Below are 17,357 nucleotides of genomic sequence, written 5' to 3' on the forward strand. Positions count from 1 at the left end.
AACCCGTCGACCTTCTGCCGCGCCTCAGTAAATCGAGGCAGCGGCAGCGTCGAACGCGCGCGTCGGTGAACAGCCGTTACTGCACTTCCAACCCGTCCACCTTTTGCCAGCCACGCGGCAACAACGCCCCGCGACTCGCGCGCGCGCCCACATACACATCCAGGTCCTTGAACGACAGGCTCATGGTGCGTGCGCCGCTGCGTACCAGCAGCGTGTTGCCCGGTGCCACCGCCACCACCGCGACCACGCGCTCGGTGCCGAGCTTGGCCTTGGGGATGTCGATGATCTTGTTGCCTTTGCCCTTGTCCAGCTCGGGCACATCGCTGGCGGTCACCGCCAGCAGATTGCCGGCACTGGTGACGGCCACGATGCGGTCGCTCTGCGGGTTGGTCACCTGCGCAGGCGTCAGCACGTGCGCGCCGGTGGTCAGGTTGAGCATCGCCTTGCCGGCCTTGTTGCGACCGGTGAGGTTTTCGAAGCGGGTGACGAAGCCGTAGCCATGCGAGGACGCCAGCACGAAGCGGGTGGCGTTGTCGGCACTGGCCATGACCTGGAATGCCGCGCCCGAGGCCGGCGAGAAACGGCCGGTCAACGGTTCGCCGTTGCCGCGTGCCGAGGGCAGGGTGTGCACCGCAGTCGAATAGGCGCGGCCTTCCGAATCCAGGAAGGCCACCTGATGCGTGCTGCGGCTGCGCACCGCCGCCAGCAGGCTGTCGCCTTCGCGATACGACATGCCGGCCGGATCGACCTCGTGGCCCTTGGCCGCGCGTACCCAGCCCTTTTCCGACAGCACCACGGTCATCGGTTCGCTGGCGACCATCTCGGTTTCATCGATCGCCTGGGCGGCGCCACGCTGCACCAGCGGCGAGCGACGCGCATCGCCGAACTTCTTGGCGTCGGCGGTCAGTTCGTCCTTGATCAGCTTCTTCAGCTTGGTCTTGCTTTCCAGGATGGCCAGGATCTGTGCGCGTTCCTTGGCCAGTGCTTCCTGCTCGCCGCGGATCTTCATTTCTTCCAGGCGCGCCAGCTGGCGCAGCTTGGTTTCCAGGATGTATTCGGCCTGCTCTTCGCTGAGCGCGAAGCGGGCGATCAGGACCGGCTTGGGCTCGTCCTCGCTGCGGACGATACGGATCACTTCATCCAGGTTGAGGAAGGCGATCAACAAGCCTTCCAACAGGTGCAGGCGGCGCTCGACCTTCTGCAGGCGATGGTTGAGGCGGCGGGTGACGGTGTCGCTGCGGAAGGTCAGCCACTCGCTCAGCAACTGGCGCAGGTTCTTCACCTGCGGGCGGCCGTCCAGGCCGATCACGTTGAGGTTGACGCGGTAACTGCGCTCAAGATCGGTGGTGACGAACAGGTGGCCCATCAACTGTTCGGCGTCGACACGGTTGGAGCGCGGCACCAGCACCACCCGCACCGGGCTGGTGTGGTCGGACTCGTCGCGGATGTCTTCCAGCCACGGCAGCTTCTTGGCGCGCATTTGCTGGGCGATCTGCTCGATCACCTTGGACGGCGAGACCTGGTACGGCAGCGCGTCGATGACGATGTTGGCGTGTTCTTTCTTGTAGGTGGCACGTGCGCGCACGCTGCCGTGGCCGGTCTCGTAGATTGCGCGCAGGTCGGCCACCGGGGTGATGATTTCGGCGGTGGTCGGGTAGTCCGGGCCGAGCACGTGTTCGCACAGTTCGGCAACCGTGGCATCGGGATTGTCGAGCAGGCGCAGCAGCGCGCTGACGATCTCGTTGAGGTTGTGCGGCGGCACATCGGTGGCCATGCCGACGGCAATACCGGTGGTGCCGTTGAGCAACAGGTGCGGCAGGCGTGCCGGCAGCCAGGTCGGCTCCTCTAGCGTGCCGTCGAAGTTGGGCGCCCAATCGGTGGTGCCCTGGCTGATCTCGCCCAGCAGCACCTCGGCGATCGGGGTCAGCTTGGATTCGGTGTAACGCATCGCCGCAAACGACTTGGGGTCGTCCGTGGAGCCGAAGTTGCCCTGGCCCTCGATCAGCGGGTAACGGTAGGAGAACGGCTGCGCCATCAGCACCAGCGCTTCGTAGCAGGCGCTGTCGCCGTGCGGATGGTACTTACCGATCACATCGCCCACGGTACGCGCGGATTTCTTCGGCTTGGCCGCGGCATTCAGGCCCAGCTCGCTCATCGCGAAGATGATGCGCCGCTGCACCGGCTTCAGGCCGTCACCCAGGAACGGCAGGGCGCGGTCGAGCACCACGTACATCGAATAGTCGAGATAGGCGCGTTCGGCGTACTCGCGCAGCGGCAGCTGCTCGAAGCCGTGGAAGGTGGGGCGGGTCAGATCGGTCATGTAAAGCCAGGTCCTACGAAAGAGGAGCCCGCGCCGTGGCGCGCGCTCGAAGAGCGCCGATTATCCGGATGCGGCGGGGGATGCCAAGCCGCGCGCATGCGTGCCGGCCAGATAACGCGTGGGTGGGGCGCCGAAATGGCGGTGAAACACACTGACGAAGGCGCTGGGGCTGCTGTATCCGAGCTGGTCGGCGACCTGGGCGACCGGGCTGCCCTGGCTGAGCCGCCGCAGTGCTTCCGCCAGCCGGGCCTGCTGCCGCCATTGCGCGAAACTCAACCCGGTCTCGCTGCGGAAATGCCGGCTCAGGCTGCGCGCCGACAGCCCGCCCCAGTCGGCCCAGGCGTCCAGCGGGCGCGGGTCGGCCGGCGTCTCCAGCAACTGCCGGGCGATGCGCAGCAGCCGGCGGTCGGCCGGCATCGGCAGGTGCAGGTGGTCGATCTGCACCTGCCGCAGTTCGTCCAGCAGCACCGCGGCCAGGCGTTGCCGCGCGGGGTCCAATGGCTGACCCAGGGGCCAGTCGGCTGCGCGCATGATCACCTCGCGGGCGAGTGCGGTCAGCCGGATCACCCCGCCTTGCGCGGGCAGCGCAGCGCAGGCATCCGGCCGGACCACCACGCCCCAGCCGCGCAGCGGCCCGGCCAGCTCCACGGTGTGCTGCTGTCCGGGTGGCATCCAGCCGGCGCAGCCCGGCGGCAGCGACAGGGTTCCCTGCTCGGTATGCACCGTCAGCACGCCGTGCTCCACGTACATCAATTGCCCGCGGACATGGGCGTGCCGGACCGCCTCCGGCGCCCATACCGCGCGCAGATTGGCCAGGAACGCGATCACCTCCGGTCCGTCGGCCCATTCGAAGCTGTCCCGCACACCGGGCGGCAGCGCATCGACCGTGGTTGGCGGGTTTTCGACAGTCATTGGCGCAATTGTATTACCAGGCCAGACATGTAGCCGCGTAAGGTGGCGATCCTTGCCGGCGGTTTAATCCCTTCCGGGATATTTGCGTTGACAAATATATTTTTCGGAAGAAAATAGCCCGCCATGAATGACCTCTCCACCACCTCGCCGTCGTTCGGGCTGCTGTTGCGCCAGGTGCGTGACGCGCTGATGCGCCAGCTCGATGCCGAAATGAAGGGCGAGCTGCCGGACTTTGGCTTCAGCCACTACGTCGGCCTGAAGATCCTGGCGGTGCGCTCGCCCTGCACGGCCAACGAGCTGGCGCTGGCGCTGGACCAGACCCCGAGCGCGGTCACCCGCCTGCTCGACAAGCTCGAAGCGCTCGGTGCGGTGCGACGCGAGCCGCATGCGCAGGACCGGCGTGCGCTGCAGATCGTCATGACCGAACAGGGCGTGGCGCTGTGGGAGCGCCTGAAGCTGCGCGGCGAACGCGCCATCGAGCATGGCCTGCGCGATCTGGCCCCGCCCGAGCGCGAGCAACTCACCTCTCTCCTCATCCGTGTCCGCGATGCACTCAACTCATGAACGCTGCTAGTTCCCCGATTCAGATGCTGCGCCTGCGCTCCACGCAGCTTGCGCGGCCGCTCGTCCTCACTGCGCTGACGCTGGCGCTGGCCGCCTGCGCCAGCAGCCGCGGGCTTGCCCCGCAGGGCACCGTGCTGGAGCCGGGCGCGCTGCATGCCGAGCGCACCCTCGCCCAGGCCAACCTGAGCCCTGCCGCCTGGCCGACCAGCGACTGGTGGCGCGCCTTGGGCGATGCGCAATTGAATGCGCTGATTGCCGAAGGCCTGCAGCACAGCCCCAGCCTGGCCGCGGCCGACGCACGCCTGCGCCAGGCGCAGGCACGCATCGGTACCGCCCAGGCCGATCGCGGCCCCAGCCTGTCGGTCTCCGGCGGCTACACCGGCCTGCAATTGCCCGAATCGATGGTGGGCGAGGAGCGCGGCGGCAGCTATGCCGGCAGCGCGCAGGTGGTGCTGGACTTCCGCTACGGCGTGGACCTGTGGGGCGGCAAGCGCGCCACCTGGGAAGCGGCGGTGGACCAGGCGCATGCGGCCGACGTGGATGCACAGGCGGCACGCCTGAACCTGTCGGCGGCGATTGCCGAGGCCTATGCGCAGCTCGACTATGCATGGCGCCTGCACGACGTGGCCAACGATGAATTGACCCGCGCGCAGAAGACCCTGGACCTCACCCGGCAACGCCGCAGCGCCGGCATCGACAGCGATCTGCAGGTGCGCCAGGCGCAGGCCCGCGTGCCGTCGGCGCAGCAGCAGCTGCAGTCGGCGCAGCAGCAGATCGACCAGGCGCGCAACGCGCTGGCCGCCCTGGTCGGGCAGGGCCCGGATCGCGGGCTGGAGATCGCGCGCCCGACGCTGGGCGCGGCCATCGCTGCGCAGCTGCCCAGCAACCTGCCGGCCGACCTGCTGGGCCGCCGTCCCGATGTGGTCGCCGCGCGCTGGCGCGTGGAGGCGGCCAATCAGGACATCGCCGCGGCCAAGACCCGCTTCTACCCCAGCTTCAACATCACTGCACTGGGCGGGGTGGTGAATCGCGACGTCGGCCAGTTGCTGGAAAGCGCCTCGGTACTCGGCGTGGTTGCGCCGGCGCTGAGCCTGCCGATCTTCGATGGCGGCAAGCTGCGCGCCAATCTGGCCGGCAGCGATGCGCAGTACGACCTGGCGGTGGCCGATTACAACCAGAAGGTGATCGACGCCCTCCGCGAGGTGGCCGACCAGGTCAACGCGGTGCGTTCGCTGGAGCAGCGCACACGCGCGCAGGACGACGCCGTGCAGACCGTGTCGGCCGCCTTCGCGCTTGCCCAACAGCGCTACCACGCCGGCATCGGCAGCTATCTGGAAGTGCTCAGCGTGCAGGAGCAATTGCTCACCGCGCGCGAGCGCATGGCCAGCCTGCAATCGCAACAACTGTTGGCCTCGGTGAGGTTGCAGCGTGCCCTGGGCGGCGGATTCACGCCGGAACCTGCACGCGATACCGCACACGCCGAGACCACTTCCGCACAACCGAATTCCTGAGACAGCGACGATGAGCCAGACGACTCCAACTTCTTCCCAACCTGCGCCGGCCGCGCCCAGCAAGCGCCGCGCGGCGCTGCGCATCGTGGCCATTGTGGTGATCCTGGCGATCATCGGTCTTGTGGTGTGGTACTTCCTGGTCGGCCGTTGGCACGAAGACACCGACGACGCCTACGTGCAAGGCAACCAGGTGCAGATCACCCCGATGGTCGGCGGCACCGTGGTCAGCATCGGCGCCGAAGACGGCATGCGCGTGGAGCGCGGCCAGTTGCTGGTGCAGCTGGACCCGGCCGACACCGCGGTCGCGTTGCAGCAGGCCGAGGCCAATCTGGCCAAGACCGTGCGCCAGGTTCGTGGTCTGTACCGCAGCGTGGAAGGCGCGCAGGCCGACCTGTCTTCGCGCGAGGTTTCCCTGCGCAGCGCGCGTGCCGACTTCGCGCGCCGCAAGGATCTGGCCGCCAGCGGCGCGATCTCCAGCGAAGAACTGGCGCATGCCCGCGAAGAGCTGGCCGCTGCCGAAGCGGCAGTGAGCGGTTCGCGCGAGAGCTTCGAACGCAACCGCGCGCTGGTGGACGATAGCGCGGTGGCCAACCAGCCCGACGTGCAGACCGCAGCCGCACAGCTGCGCCAGGCCTATCTCAACCATGCCCGCACCGGGGTGATTGCGCCGGTGTCCGGCTACGTGGCACGCCGTTCGGCGCAGCTGGGCCAGCGCGTGCAGCCCGGCAGCGTGCTGATGGCGGTGGTGCCGCTGGAACAGGTGTGGGTGGAAGCGAACTTCAAGGAAACCCAGCTCAAGCACATGCGCCTGGGCCAGGAAGTGGAACTGCATTCGGATCTGTACGGCGGCGGCGTGAACTACACCGGCCGCATCGAGAGCCTGGGCCTGGGCACCGGCAGCGCGTTCTCGCTGTTGCCGGCGCAAAACGCCAGTGGCAACTGGATCAAGATCGTGCAGCGCGTGCCCGTGCGCATCGCGGTGGATGCCAAGCAACTGGCCGGCAATCCGCTGCGCATCGGCTTGTCGATGAAGGTCGACGTCAACCTGCACGACCAGCAGGGCAGCGTGTTGCCGACCAAGTTCGCCAATGGCGCGGTGTTCTCCACCGACGTGTATGCGCAGCAGTTGCAGGCCGCCGACGCGGACATCCAACGCATCATCCAGGACAACCTGCCTGCGCAGGCTGCGTCCAAGGCGGGCTGAGCCAGCATGTCTTCGCAAGCTCCCACCGCGCCAGGCGGCCCCTCGGCACCTGCGCCCGCCGCCGGCTTTCGCCCGGCGAGTGTGGCGCTGTGCACCGTGGGCCTGGCGATGGCCTCGTTCATGCAGGTGCTGGACACCACCATCGCCAACGTCTCGTTGCCGACCATCGCCGGCAATCTCGGCGCCAGCTCGCAGCAGGCGACCTGGGTCATCACCTCGTTCGCGGTCAGCACCGCGATCGCCTTGCCGCTGACCGGCTGGCTGAGCCGCCGCTTCGGCGAGACCAAGCTGTTCGTGTGGTCGACGCTGGCCTTCACCATTGCCTCGTTGCTGTGCGGCCTGGCCCAGAGCATGGGCATGCTGGTGGTGTCGCGTGCGCTGCAGGGCTTTGTTGCCGGACCGATGTACCCGATCACCCAGAGCCTGCTGGTGTCGATCTACCCACGCGAAAAACGCGGGCAGGCGCTCGCCCTGCTGGCGATGATCACCGTTGTGGCACCGATCGCCGGGCCGATCCTGGGCGGCTGGATCACCGACAACTACAGCTGGGAATGGATCTTCCTGATCAACGTGCCGCTGGGCATCATCGCCAGCAGCATCGTCGGCTCGCAGTTGCGACATCGCCCCGAGCAGCTGGAAAAGCCGCGCATGGACTACATCGGCCTGATCCTGCTGGTGGTCGGCGTCGGCGCATTGCAGCTGGTGCTGGACCTGGGCAATGACGAGGACTGGTTCTCCTCCGACAAGATCGTGGTGCTGGCCTGCGTTGCCGCGGTAGCGCTGGTGGTGTTCGTGATCTGGGAACTCACCGACAAGGACCCCATCGTCGATCTCAAGCTGTTCCGGCACCGCAACTTCCGCGCCGGCACCCTGGCGATGGTGGTGGCGTATGCGGCGTTCTTCAGCGTGAGCCTGCTGATCCCGCAATGGCTGCAACGCGACATGGGCTACACCGCGATCTGGGCCGGCCTTGCCACTGCGCCGATCGGCATCCTGCCGGTGTTGATGACGCCGTTCGTGGGCAAGTACGCGCTGCGGTTCGACCTGCGCATGCTCGCCACCGTTGCCTTCATCTTCCTGTCGTTCACCAGCTTCCTGCGCTCCAACTTCAACCTGCAGGTGGACTTCGGCCATGTGGCCACGGTCCAGTTGGTGATGGGCGTGGGCGTGGCCCTGTTCTTCATGCCGGTGCTGCAGATTCTGCTCTCGGACCTGGACGGTCGCGAGATCGCGGCAGGTTCCGGCCTGGCCACCTTCCTGCGCACCCTCGGCGGCAGCTTCGCCGCATCGTTGACCACCTATCTGTGGGCACGCCGCACCCAGGTGCACCACGCGCACATCACCGAACACATCTCGGTGTACACCCCGGGCATGCAGGAGCAGGTCACCGCGATGGGGCAGGGCGACCTGCAACGCGGCGCGGCCTCGCTCAACAACATGATCAATCACCAGGCCTCGCAGATGGGCTTCAACGACATCTTCTACCTGCTCGGCTGGACCTTCCTGGCGATCATCTTCTTCCTGTGGCTGGCCAAGCCGCCGTTCGGTGCAGGTGCGGGCGGCGCAGCGGCGGCCGGGGGGCATTAGGCGCCGGCTAACAAGGCGCTTGGCCGTTCTGACATCGGCTAAGACAACGACCTCACGTCGGTCCAGTGCAGAGCGAATGATCTGCGACTTGGTTGCGGGGCCCTTGCCCGCCCACCATCGCGGGACACGCCGCAAGTACGTCCTTGTAGGCTCTTACGCGGCATCCATGCCGCGTAAGGTCCCGCGACGGTGGGCGGGCAAGAGCCAGTCGGGATGGTCGGTTGCGTAGCGCTTCGCAAAGCAACCAACGAACCGTTTGGGGCGGTGAGGGCCCTGCAGCCTTGACCGACGCAGATGCGGCGATTCGTGTGTTTGCGCTCAACGTGTTGCTGTTTCCGGCGTCCCGCAATGCGCTGGACAGCCTTGCCGAGGCGTATGAGGCAAGCGGAGATCTCGCCCGTTCGAGCGCCATCCGGCAGCGCATCAAGGGCATGCCCGCCCCGCCAGGGAAACAATGATCCGACCGAGGGCGTGAGGCCTCAGCTGTTTGTTACTGGTTGCAGCTTGACTGCGCGGTTTGGTGGTGCGTCGCCGTTGTCAGACTTCTGTTCGGCATGCTCGGCGTCATGGCGCGGCGTGTCGTCCTGCAGGGGCGCGAGCAGTTGCAGCCGCTTGCCCTGGTAGCGGAACTCAAGCGCGTCCTGTAACTGACGCAGTGCTTGCACCTGGGTGCACAGCGCGTTGGCGTTGGCCTCGATGGTGAACGCCTGGGCGTCCAGCCTTGCATCCAGTTGGCCCTCCATCTGTTGGGCGCGTTTGTCGATTCCGTCCGAACGCCCGGTGACGATCTGCCAGAGCATGTGGCGCGCGATGCTGCCCTTGAACTGCTCGGCTTCGTGTTCGACGTAATTTGCGAAGTTGCCGTCGAAGGCCTTCTGCTCCCAACGCCCCTTGCCCAGGGTGCCGTCCACATACGCGCGTGCGCGTTTGCGCAGCCGTTCGATCTTGCGGGCGTTGAGCGCACTGCCTGTCATGACCTCGATGACACCGCCGAGTGCGTCGTAACTGAGGTCGATTACCTGATGTGCAATGCCGGCAACCTGCGGCATCAGTGCGCGGGTGCGCTGTTCCATCTCCCAGAGGCGTCGTGCATCGGCCGTGCTGGTCTGCTGCAGCTTGTGGTCGATGCTCAGTTCGCCGCCGTGGAAGAAAATTTCGCGTGGCCAATCGCTGTCGCGGTAAAGCCAGATGCCGCCGCTGTCGGCGAGCACGTTGAATGGTGTGCCGAGACCGCATTGCTGCGAAGACACCTGCGTGCGATGGCGCGGGGCATCCTGTTTGTCGGTCTGCTGTGCCTGTGCATGCAGACTGGCAACGGCCGGCAGCAGGGCAATCCAGAGGAGGATGCGCATGGGGCGTGCTGCCGTCGTGGAGGCGTCGTACATGGTCGCCACAGCGACAACAGCTGGTCGCGTGTCGAAAGTCACTGGCGCCGCAGCCTTGCGACGCTGCCGATCTGCAGACATCACCGATGCCGCACACTATCGTCCCATAGCACGGCCCAGACGCAAAAAACCCCGCCTGAGCGGGGTTTTTTACGATCTACCGTGAGTCGTGGTGCCCAGGAGAGGACTCGAACCTCCACGAAGTTGCCCCCGCTAGCACCTGAAGCTAGTGCGTCTACCAATTCCGCCACCTGGGCGACTCAGGAGGAGAATTGTGCAAGTTACGCGCGACGCTGTCAACGCATCTGGCACAAATTCTTCGTGGTGGCCGGTGTCTGCCGGCCACGGGAGAAGACGGCGCGACGGACACGCGCACTGCATGCCCGCCGCGGCACGCAATTACGGCAGCTGCGCCCCCTGCAAGGTGACCTCCGCACTCTGCACCGGTTCGCCTGCCGAACGCGCCAGCTGCACGCGATAGGTGCCGGCGGCAATCGTCCAGTGGCGTGCCTTGGCATCGAAGTCGGCCAGCGTCTTGGGTTCGGCGATCACCTGCACGTTGCGCTTTTCGCCCGGCTTGAGCGTGAGCTTCTGCCAGCCGATCAGGCGCAGCGGGGTGGCGTGGCCGTCGGGCAGGGTGACGTAGAGCTGCGGCACGGCGGCGCCTTCGCGCGGGCCGATGTTTTCCACCTCGAAGTTCGCCGTGAGCTGGCTGCCGTTGGCGTCCACGCGCAGCCCGCCCATGCGGAACTGGGTGTACGACAGGCCATGGCCAAACGGGTAGCGCGGGGTCAGCTTGCGCGCGGCGAACCATTTGTAGCCGACGTTGGCGCCTTCGATGGCGTAGTCGATCGTGTCTTCGCCCGGCTTGGCCGGCTTGAAGCCCAGGCCCGGAATCGACGGGCGAGGCAGCTGCGATTCGTCCACCGGCCAGGTCACCGGCAGATGGCCGGAGGGATTGACCTTGCCGGTCAGCAGGTTGGCGATCGCCTCGCCGCCGCCGATGCCCGGATACCACGCCTGCAGCACCGCCGGCACGCGCTCGGTCCATGGCATGCGTACCGGGCCGTTGGTTTCCAGCACCACGGTGGTCCTGGGGTTGGCCCTGGCCACCGCCTCGATCAAGGCATCCTGGTTGTCGGGCAATTGCATGTCCGGCAGGTCCACCGATTCGGCCGACCATTGGGTGGCGAACACGATCGCCACATCGGCGGCCTTGGCCGCGCGTGCCGCGGCAGCGCGGTCCTTGCCGTCGACATAATCGATCTGCACGTTCGGCAACGCGGCGCGCAGTGCCTGCAGCGGCGAGGACGGGTGGATGATCACCGGGCCGGGCCAGGTGGTCGGGGTGATGCCGGGCACGGCGTTGCCGCCGTTGATGGTGTAGTCCACCCGCGAGGAACCGCCGCCGGACATCACGCCCTTGTCGGCGTAGCCACCGATCACCGCGATGCGGCGCACGTCCGTGGACAGCGGCAAGGTGGCCTGCTCGTTACGCAGCAGCACGCTGCCTTCCTCGGCGACATGCTGCGCCGACAGCAGCCCGGCCTTGCCATCGATCGGCTGGCGCTGGGTCGGATGATCGAACGCGCCATGCGCGAACAGGCTGCGCAGCACGCGCTTGACCATGTCGTCGAAGCGCGCGCGCGGCACCACGCCGGCCGACACCGCCATGCGCAACGGCGCGTCGAAGAACACCGCCGCATCGAACACTTCGCCGGCCGATTGCTGATCCAGTCCGGCCAGGGCCGCCTTGGAGCCGCTGTGCACGCCACCCCAGTCGGACATCACATAGCCGGGGTATTTCCATTCCTGCTTGAGCACCTGGTTGAGCAGGTAATCGTGCTCGCAGCCGTAGATGCCGTTGATCTTGTTGTAGGAGCACATCACCGAGGCGGGGTCGCCGATCTTCAGCGCAATCTCGAACGCCAGCAGATCCGATTCGTGCATCGCCTGCTCGCCGATCTCCGCGCTATGGAAATTGCGGCGCGTCTCCATGTCGTTGAGCGCGTAGTGCTTCATCGTCGACAGCACGTGCTCGCTCTGCACGCCGCGGATCGACTCGCCCACCATGGTGCCGGCCAGCAGCGGGTCTTCGCCGGCATATTCGAAATTGCGCCCGTTGCGCGGGTCGCGCTGCAGGTTGACGCTGCCGGCCAGCAGCACATTGAAGCCCTGCTGCCAGGATTCGCGGCCCATGGTCTTGCCGCCGGCATACGCCAGCTGCGGATTCCAGCTCGATGCCGTGGACGGGCCGGACGGCATTGCGGTGGCGAAGTCGCCCTTGCGGATGCCGCCGGGATTGGTCACGCCCACGCCCGCATCGGCCAGTTGCTGCGCCGGCACGCCCAGGCGCGGGATGCCGGGGACATAGCCGGCCGAACCCAGCGCGCCTTCGGGCTTGGGAATCTTGTCGGTGCCCAGGCCGAAGTAGCTGCGCAGCATCTGGAATTTTTCGTCTTCGCTCATCTGCGCGAGCAGGCGGTCGGCACGCTGGTCCGCGGTCAGGGCGGTGTCCATCCACGGCTGCGTTGCAGCGGCGGTCTGTGCGCCGAGCGGGGCGGCAAACGCGACGCTGGCGCCAACGGCGATGGCGAGCGCGAGACGGCGTGGTCGGGAATTTGTAAACGGTTTCATATCGGGATGTGGCACGAGTGGTCCTTGTGGTGCGGTTGCAATCAGGGGAGGGCAGCGCAATGCCCGTGTTCGAAGGGCGCGCGTGCGCGCCGAGGTGTTGGCCGGAATCGGTGCCGCGTCAGAACTGCGTCTGCGCGGTGCGTAACACCGGATACAGGCGGTAGCGCTCGTCCCAGGAGGCATGCAGGCGAGCGAAGAATTCCAGGCGTGCCTTCGGGTCGGCCGCGAAGGCCGCGTCGCTGGCCAGGCGCTGTTCGAATTGCGCCTTCACTGCCGGGTCGCGTTCGAGCATGTCGCGCGCGACCTCTTCAGCCACGTAATCCTCCATGTATTCCTTGCGCTCGAATGCGGTGTTGAACTGGCCCCATTGCAGCAGCGAATCCGGCGCCTGCGGTTCCAGCATCGCCATCACCAGGCGCGACCTGGGCTGGGCGATCGGCACGAACAAGGAGCCGGCCGGCACGGTGCGGGTGTCATCGCGCCACTGCCCGGTGATTGCCAGGTTCTGGTGGCCCTCGTTGGAGCGCGCGGCAAACGTGGCGGTGTCGGCACGGAAGCTCTGTACCGGATGGGGGCCGGCGGTGGCGATGGTGTCGAAGGCGATGCCGTGGAGGCGCAGTTTCTCCGCCACCAGGGCCGCTTGCGCGGCAGGCACCAGATAGCCGCCGCGTGGCGCATCGACCACCACGTCGGGCTTGATCTGGTCGCGTAACGGCACCTTCCAGATCTGTGGCCTGGTCTCGTCGTAGCGCGTCATCAACGCGCCGGAAATCGGCGAGGGCGTGCGCGTGTAGGCGTAGCCACGGAACGCCACGGTGCGTGCGGCGGGGCCGGCAGCGAAGCTCAACGGCTCCATCTCGCCAGCCAATTTGGTTGCACGCTGATCGGCCGCCAGTGCATCGGCGCGCCATCTGGCACCGTTGCGCGCGGCCTGCTGCAGCACCGACACGATCGCGTTGCGGGTGACGCGCACACGTACCGGGTAGGTCTTCCACGAATGCGTTTCCACCAGCATGCCGAAGCGGTTGCGCAGCAGGAAATAGCCATGCGAAAAACGCGGCGGCGACACGTCGTCGGCAAAGCCTGAGGTCGGGTCGTCCTCGTGCACGAACGAGGGGTAGTACGGCAGCGGCAGCGAGCCCTGCTTGGCCAGGTCGGCAATCACCGCATCGCGCCAGCGCGTGCCGTCGCGTTGCAGCGTGGCATCGCCGGCGTGCACGGGCTCCACCTGCACAGACACGTCGTGTTCGAACTTGGCGCCATCGGTGACGTGCAGGTCCACATACATCAGCGGATCCCATTGCTGCACCAGCCGCAGCATCGCCTGCATTTCCGGTGCGTCGGCCTTGAGGTAGTCGCGATTGAGGTTGAGGTTCTGCGCGGTGGTGCGCCAGCCCATCTGTGCGGGGCCGCGCTGATTGGGCCGGTTCCAGGCGCCGAAGCGCTCGTGGCCGTCGACGTTGAACACCGGCACGAACACCCAGACCAGTTTGTCGAGCACGCCTTTGCCGATCCTGCCGTCCAGCAATTCGCGCAGGGCCAGAAACCCCGCGTCCTTGCCGTCGATCTCGCCTGCATGGATGCCGCCTTGCACCAGCACCACCGGCAACGTGCGTTGCGCAGCGCTGCCGGTATCCAGTGCCCCGCTGGTGGAGACGACCAGCGCCTTCATCGGCCGGCCTTCCGGGGTGGTGCCGAATTCGATGCAGCGCACCGCCTGCGGGTAGCGCTGTGCAAAGGCATCGCAGAGTGCGATGACTTCATCGTAGCGTCCGGTTTGCGCGAACCCGCTGCGCTCGGCCTGGGTGGTTAACGGTTCGGCGGCCAGTGCGGCGGGGCAGGTGGTCAGCAGCAGCAGGCTCAGGGCCAGGCGGGTGAAGCGGGGCATCCAGCGGTCCAGTGTTCCAGGAAAACGTTTGCAATGTAGCCGAGCCGGCGCAGCAGGCCAATCTGCACTGCGTCATGACTTGCGTGTGATCGGCGTGGTTGCGGTGCATCGACGGCGGGGACGGCACGCCTGGGCCGAGTCACTGGCCAGGTGTGCCGCAACGGCAGCAACCTGCCCGCCGGGTCTGCAATCAACGCCTGCCAGGCGCGGTGCTCGACGCATGCAGCGGCGCGCCCGTGGCCTTATCCCATGGTCGCGATGGCGGCCAACCGGCAGCCGCCGGTACGATAGCGCGTGTTTTTTCGCTCGACCGGACTGCCCTTGACCACTTCCACCTTGCCGGGCCCCACTGCCGGTGCGCGGCTGCCGCGCCAGATTCCCTTCATCATCGGCAACGAAGCCTGCGAGCGTTTCAGCTTCTACGGGATGCGCAACATCCTGGTGCAGTTCCTGATCACCTCGCTGCTGTTGCAGGAAGTCAGCGGGCCCGGCCGTGAGGCCGAGGCCAAGCACATCCTGCACAGCTTCATGATCGGGGTGTTTTTCTTCCCGCTGCTCGGCGGTTGGCTGGCCGATCGCTTCTTCGGCAAATACAACACCATCCTGTGGTTCAGCCTGGTGTATTGCGCCGGCCATGCCTGCCTGGCGCTGTTCGAAGGCAGCCGCAGCGGATTCTTCCTCGGGCTGGGCTTGATCGCGCTGGGTGCGGGCGGCATCAAGCCGCTGGTGGCCTCGTTCATGGGCGACCAGTTCGACCAATCCAACAAGCACCTGGCCAAGGTGGTGTTCGACGGCTTCTACTGGATCATCAACTTCGGCTCGTTGTTTGCCTCCTTGTTGATCCCGCTGGCGCTGAAGCATCTCGGCCCGGCGTGGGCGTTCGGCATTCCCGGCATCCTGATGTTCGTGGCCACGCTGGTGTTCTGGCTGGGCCGCAGGCGCTATGTGCGGGTGCCGTTGCCGCCGAAGGATCCGCACGGCTTCGGTACGGTGGTGCGCACTGCATTGCTGGCCCATGCACCGGGGCAGGGCCGTCCGGGCCTGATGCTGGCAATCGTCTCGGTGCTGCTGGCGCTGGCCTGCGTCGCGCTGGTCGACCAGCTCGGCATCGTCATCTGCCTGTGCATGGCGCTGGTGCTGTTGCTGGCCGGCATCGGTGGCGGCACCTGGTGGCAGCTGGAGCGTGCGCGTGGCATCCATCCCGATACCGCGGTCGAAGGGGTGCGCGCGCTGCTGCGGGTGCTGGTGATCTTCGCGCTGGTGACGCCGTTCTTCTCGCTGTTCGACCAGAAGGCCTCCACCTGGGTGCTGCAGGGGCGCGAGATGACGATGCCGGCCTGGTTCACCGCCTCGCAGATGCAGGCGCTCAATCCGCTGCTGGTGATGCTGCTGATCCCGTTCAACAATCTGGTGCTGTATCCGCTGCTGCGGCGTGGCGGCTGGGAGCCGACCGCGCTGCGTCGCATGACCTGCGGCATCGCCTTCGGCGGCCTGGCCTGGATCACGGTCGGTGCCATCCAGATCAGCATGGACGGCGGCGAGCCGATGCATATCGCCTGGCAGATCCTGCCCTATGCGCTGCTGACCTTCGGCGAGGTGCTGGTGTCGGCCACCGGGATCGAGTTCGCCTACAGCCAGGCACCGCCGTCGATGAAGGGCGTGGTGATGAGCTTTTGGTACCTGACCACCACGGTGGGCAATCTATGGGTGCTGCTGTCGAACGTGGCGGTACGCAATGCGACGGTGACCTCCCACATCGCCGATACTGGACTCAGTGAGGCGGCATTTCTGATGTTCTTCTTCGCGGCCTTCGCGTTTCTGGCGGCACTGGCCTTCGGCCTGTACGCGCGCCGGTATCGCATGGTCGACAATTACCGTTCTGCCTGAGGTCCGCATGATTACCCTGATCCTGATCGCCATCACCGGCATCGTCTCGTGGATGGCGTTCAACAACCGCAAGCTGGCCGACCGGCTGGTGCTGTGGCCGCCGGCGCTGGACAAGCACAAGCAGTACGACCGCCTGGTCACCTACGGCTTCATCCATGCCGACCTGGGCCACCTGGTCTTCAACATGATCACACTGTTCTTCTTCGGCCGGGTGATCGAAAACGTGATGACCCAGCTGACCGGCAGCGTGCTGACCTATCCGCTGTTCTATCTGGCGGCGCTGGTGGTCTCGATCCTGCCCAGCTATCTGAAGAACCAGAACAACCCGAACTATCTCAGCCTGGGCGCCTCCGGCGCGGTGTCGGCGGTGTTGTTCGCCTTCATCCTGCTGCAGCCGTGGACCATCATCCTGGTGCTGTTCATTCCGGCGCCGGCGATCATCTACGCGGTGTTCTACGTCGGCTACAGCCTGTGGATGGACCGCCGCGGCGGCGACCGCATCAACCACAGCGCGCACCTGGCCGGTGCCGCGTTCGGCGTGATGTTCATGCTGATCATGGAGCCGCGCGTGCTGCAGGTATTCCTGGAGCAGCTGTCCAACCCGCGCTTCGGCTGATAGCGGCGGGCACACGCGCCGCTGGCCGCAGGCGGGCATGCGCGGTAGGTCGAAGTGGTGGCAATAGCGGGTCGCCTTGGGCGACCGGGCCAGGACCAGCGCCAACGCGCGATGGGTCCTGGCGAGTGATGCGATGCCGGCTCAGGCCGCGTCGCGCTTCTGCCCGTTACCGACGCTGCTGGTGGGCACCGCGCCGTAGGCCTGCTGCAGGCGCTGGTACACCGTGTCGTTGAGCTGCGCGAAGTCGGGGTTGTGGGTGTCGCCCTTGATGGCGAACTGGAACAGGCCTTCCAGCAGCGAGCTATCGCTGTCTGCGCTGTGTCCTGCCGAATCGGTGTGCATGCGGTGACTCCTCGTAGGTAAGGCGAAGGCCTTGGCAGGTCGTACCGCCCCCAGTGGCAACGGGCGCCTTCGACTGAGCTATCGGCGCGGCGCGAGCGAACTTAAGTGCCTGCTCGGCAGGCTGCGCGGGCAGTCACGGCATCGATTCATTTTCACGCAGGCGCGGCGCCGCGCTGGTCACACTGATCGTCATCGTCACTGCCTCGTGCAGACCACCATGGAGGCAGCGAAAGTGCAGGCAGATCACGATTCCGCGCAGCAGCTTTTCAGCGTAGACACCGATGGACAACGCGCCGATCTGGCGTACCGTCTGGAAGGCGAGCGCATGACCATCACCCACACGCAGGTGCCGGACGCGATCGCCGGGCGCGGCATTGCCGCAGCGCTGGTCGAGGCGGCCCTGGCCCATGCACGCCAGCAGGGCTACAAGGTCGTGCCTGCCTGCAGTTACGCGCAGGCGTATATCCGGCGGCACCAACAGTTTCAGGATCTGCTGGCCTGAGC

At 66.5% G+C, this 17,357-nt stretch carries 14 protein-coding genes and 1 tRNA gene; 8 read left to right on the forward strand and 7 right to left on the reverse strand.

Annotated elements, in window-relative coordinates; translation table 11 throughout:
• Nucleotides 1-76 precede the first annotated feature (76 nt).
• Nucleotides 77-2,320 (reverse strand): DNA topoisomerase IV subunit A, encoded by a 2,244-nt coding sequence (gene parC, locus EO170_RS08705; RefSeq protein WP_104583377.1) that lies wholly within the window; start codon nt 2,318-2,320, stop codon nt 77-79.
• Nucleotides 2,321-2,380: 60 nt separating this feature from the next.
• On the reverse strand, nt 2,381-3,232 hold the full coding sequence (locus EO170_RS08710; protein ID WP_126944145.1) for a helix-turn-helix transcriptional regulator: 852 nt from the start codon (nt 3,230-3,232) through the stop codon (nt 2,381-2,383).
• 123 nt (nt 3,233-3,355) lie between these two features.
• Here EO170_RS08710 and EO170_RS08715 point away from each other — a divergent pair, with 123 nt between their 5' ends.
• From EO170_RS08715 to EO170_RS21475, 5 genes are all read left to right on the forward strand, one after another.
• Nucleotides 3,356-3,796, forward strand: a complete 441-nt coding sequence (locus tag EO170_RS08715; RefSeq protein WP_104583375.1) for a MarR family transcriptional regulator — start codon at nt 3,356-3,358, stop codon at nt 3,794-3,796.
• 23 nt (nt 3,797-3,819) lie between these two features.
• Nucleotides 3,820-5,307: an AdeC/AdeK/OprM family multidrug efflux complex outer membrane factor gene (locus EO170_RS08720; protein WP_164739082.1), complete on the forward strand. Its 1,488-nt coding sequence runs from the start codon at nt 3,820-3,822 to the stop codon at nt 5,305-5,307.
• 10 nt (nt 5,308-5,317) lie between these two features.
• Nucleotides 5,318-6,511, forward strand: a complete 1,194-nt coding sequence (locus EO170_RS08725; RefSeq protein ID WP_104583373.1) for an efflux RND transporter periplasmic adaptor subunit — start codon at nt 5,318-5,320, stop codon at nt 6,509-6,511.
• Nucleotides 6,512-6,517: 6 nt separating this feature from the next.
• The gene (locus EO170_RS08730; RefSeq protein ID WP_104583372.1) at nt 6,518-8,098 is read left to right on the forward strand and encodes a DHA2 family efflux MFS transporter permease subunit; all 1,581 of its coding nucleotides are present in this window, start codon (nt 6,518-6,520) and stop codon (nt 8,096-8,098) included.
• Nucleotides 8,099-8,379: 281 nt separating this feature from the next.
• On the forward strand, nt 8,380-8,556 hold the full coding sequence (locus EO170_RS21475) for a hypothetical protein (protein WP_164740979.1): 177 nt from the start codon (nt 8,380-8,382) through the stop codon (nt 8,554-8,556).
• 21 nt (nt 8,557-8,577) lie between these two features.
• On the opposite strand, the gene EO170_RS08735 is transcribed toward EO170_RS21475, so the two are convergent.
• The 4 genes from EO170_RS08735 to EO170_RS08750 all read right to left on the reverse strand — a co-directional run bounded on the left by EO170_RS08735 (nt 8,578) and on the right by EO170_RS08750 (nt 14,008).
• Nucleotides 8,578-9,450, reverse strand: coding sequence for a DUF2884 family protein (locus EO170_RS08735; protein WP_126944148.1), 873 nt, complete (start codon nt 9,448-9,450; stop codon nt 8,578-8,580).
• A 203-nt stretch (nt 9,451-9,653) separates the two neighbouring features.
• Nucleotides 9,654-9,740: transfer RNA gene (locus EO170_RS08740), tRNA-Leu, on the reverse strand.
• A gap of 142 nt (nt 9,741-9,882) precedes the next feature.
• Nucleotides 9,883-12,120 carry a glycoside hydrolase family 3 C-terminal domain-containing protein gene (locus EO170_RS08745; protein ID WP_126944151.1) on the reverse strand — a complete coding sequence of 746 codons (2,238 nt, stop codon included), beginning with the start codon at nt 12,118-12,120 and terminating at the stop codon, nt 9,883-9,885.
• Between the two features lie 118 nt (nt 12,121-12,238).
• On the reverse strand, nt 12,239-14,008 hold the full coding sequence (locus EO170_RS08750; protein ID WP_126944154.1) for a M14 family metallopeptidase: 1,770 nt from the start codon (nt 14,006-14,008) through the stop codon (nt 12,239-12,241).
• Between the two features lie 321 nt (nt 14,009-14,329).
• Between EO170_RS08750 and EO170_RS08755 the strand changes: the two genes are divergently transcribed.
• Both EO170_RS08755 and EO170_RS08760 read left to right on the forward strand, forming a co-directional pair.
• On the forward strand, nt 14,330-15,895 hold the full coding sequence (locus tag EO170_RS08755) for an oligopeptide:H+ symporter (RefSeq protein ID WP_126944156.1): 1,566 nt from the start codon (nt 14,330-14,332) through the stop codon (nt 15,893-15,895).
• Between the two features lie 7 nt (nt 15,896-15,902).
• On the forward strand, nt 15,903-16,511 hold the full coding sequence (locus EO170_RS08760) for a rhomboid family intramembrane serine protease (RefSeq protein ID WP_104532558.1): 609 nt from the start codon (nt 15,903-15,905) through the stop codon (nt 16,509-16,511).
• A 141-nt stretch (nt 16,512-16,652) separates the two neighbouring features.
• Here EO170_RS08760 and EO170_RS08765 read toward each other — a convergent pair whose 3' ends face one another.
• Entirely contained in the window at nt 16,653-16,853 is a 201-nt protein-coding gene (locus tag EO170_RS08765; protein ID WP_104648364.1) for a hypothetical protein, read from the reverse strand.
• 217 nt (nt 16,854-17,070) lie between these two features.
• Between EO170_RS08765 and EO170_RS08770 the strand changes: the two genes are divergently transcribed.
• The gene (locus EO170_RS08770; RefSeq protein WP_126944159.1) at nt 17,071-17,355 is read left to right on the forward strand and encodes a GNAT family N-acetyltransferase; all 285 of its coding nucleotides are present in this window, start codon (nt 17,071-17,073) and stop codon (nt 17,353-17,355) included.
• Nucleotides 17,356-17,357: the final 2 nt, after the last annotated feature.

It is taken from the genome of Xanthomonas sp. BRIP62409, assembly GCF_003992965.1.
Lineage (GTDB): Bacteria > Pseudomonadota > Gammaproteobacteria > Xanthomonadales > Xanthomonadaceae > Xanthomonas > Xanthomonas euroxanthea.

Bases quoted from the DNA above. Each gene is read 5' to 3' on its own strand.
- parC (WP_104583377.1), bottom strand. From the start codon at position 2,320: ATGACCGATCTGACCCGCCCCACCTTCCACGGCTTCGAGCAGCTGCCG.
- EO170_RS08710 (WP_126944145.1), bottom strand. From the start codon at position 3,232: ATGACTGTCGAAAACCCGCCAACCACGGTCGATGCGCTGCCGCCCGGT.
- EO170_RS08715 (WP_104583375.1), top strand. From the start codon at position 3,356: ATGAATGACCTCTCCACCACCTCGCCGTCGTTCGGGCTGCTGTTGCGC.
- EO170_RS08720 (WP_164739082.1), top strand. From the start codon at position 3,820: ATGCTGCGCCTGCGCTCCACGCAGCTTGCGCGGCCGCTCGTCCTCACT.
- EO170_RS08725 (WP_104583373.1), top strand. From the start codon at position 5,318: ATGAGCCAGACGACTCCAACTTCTTCCCAACCTGCGCCGGCCGCGCCC.
- EO170_RS08730 (WP_104583372.1), top strand. From the start codon at position 6,518: ATGTCTTCGCAAGCTCCCACCGCGCCAGGCGGCCCCTCGGCACCTGCG.
- EO170_RS08735 (WP_126944148.1), bottom strand. From the start codon at position 9,450: ATGCGCATCCTCCTCTGGATTGCCCTGCTGCCGGCCGTTGCCAGTCTG.
- EO170_RS08745 (WP_126944151.1), bottom strand. From the start codon at position 12,120: ATGAAACCGTTTACAAATTCCCGACCACGCCGTCTCGCGCTCGCCATC.
- EO170_RS08750 (WP_126944154.1), bottom strand. From the start codon at position 14,008: ATGCCCCGCTTCACCCGCCTGGCCCTGAGCCTGCTGCTGCTGACCACC.
- EO170_RS08760 (WP_104532558.1), top strand. From the start codon at position 15,903: ATGATTACCCTGATCCTGATCGCCATCACCGGCATCGTCTCGTGGATG.
- EO170_RS08765 (WP_104648364.1), bottom strand. From the start codon at position 16,853: ATGCACACCGATTCGGCAGGACACAGCGCAGACAGCGATAGCTCGCTG.
- EO170_RS08770 (WP_126944159.1), top strand. From the start codon at position 17,071: ATGGAGGCAGCGAAAGTGCAGGCAGATCACGATTCCGCGCAGCAGCTT.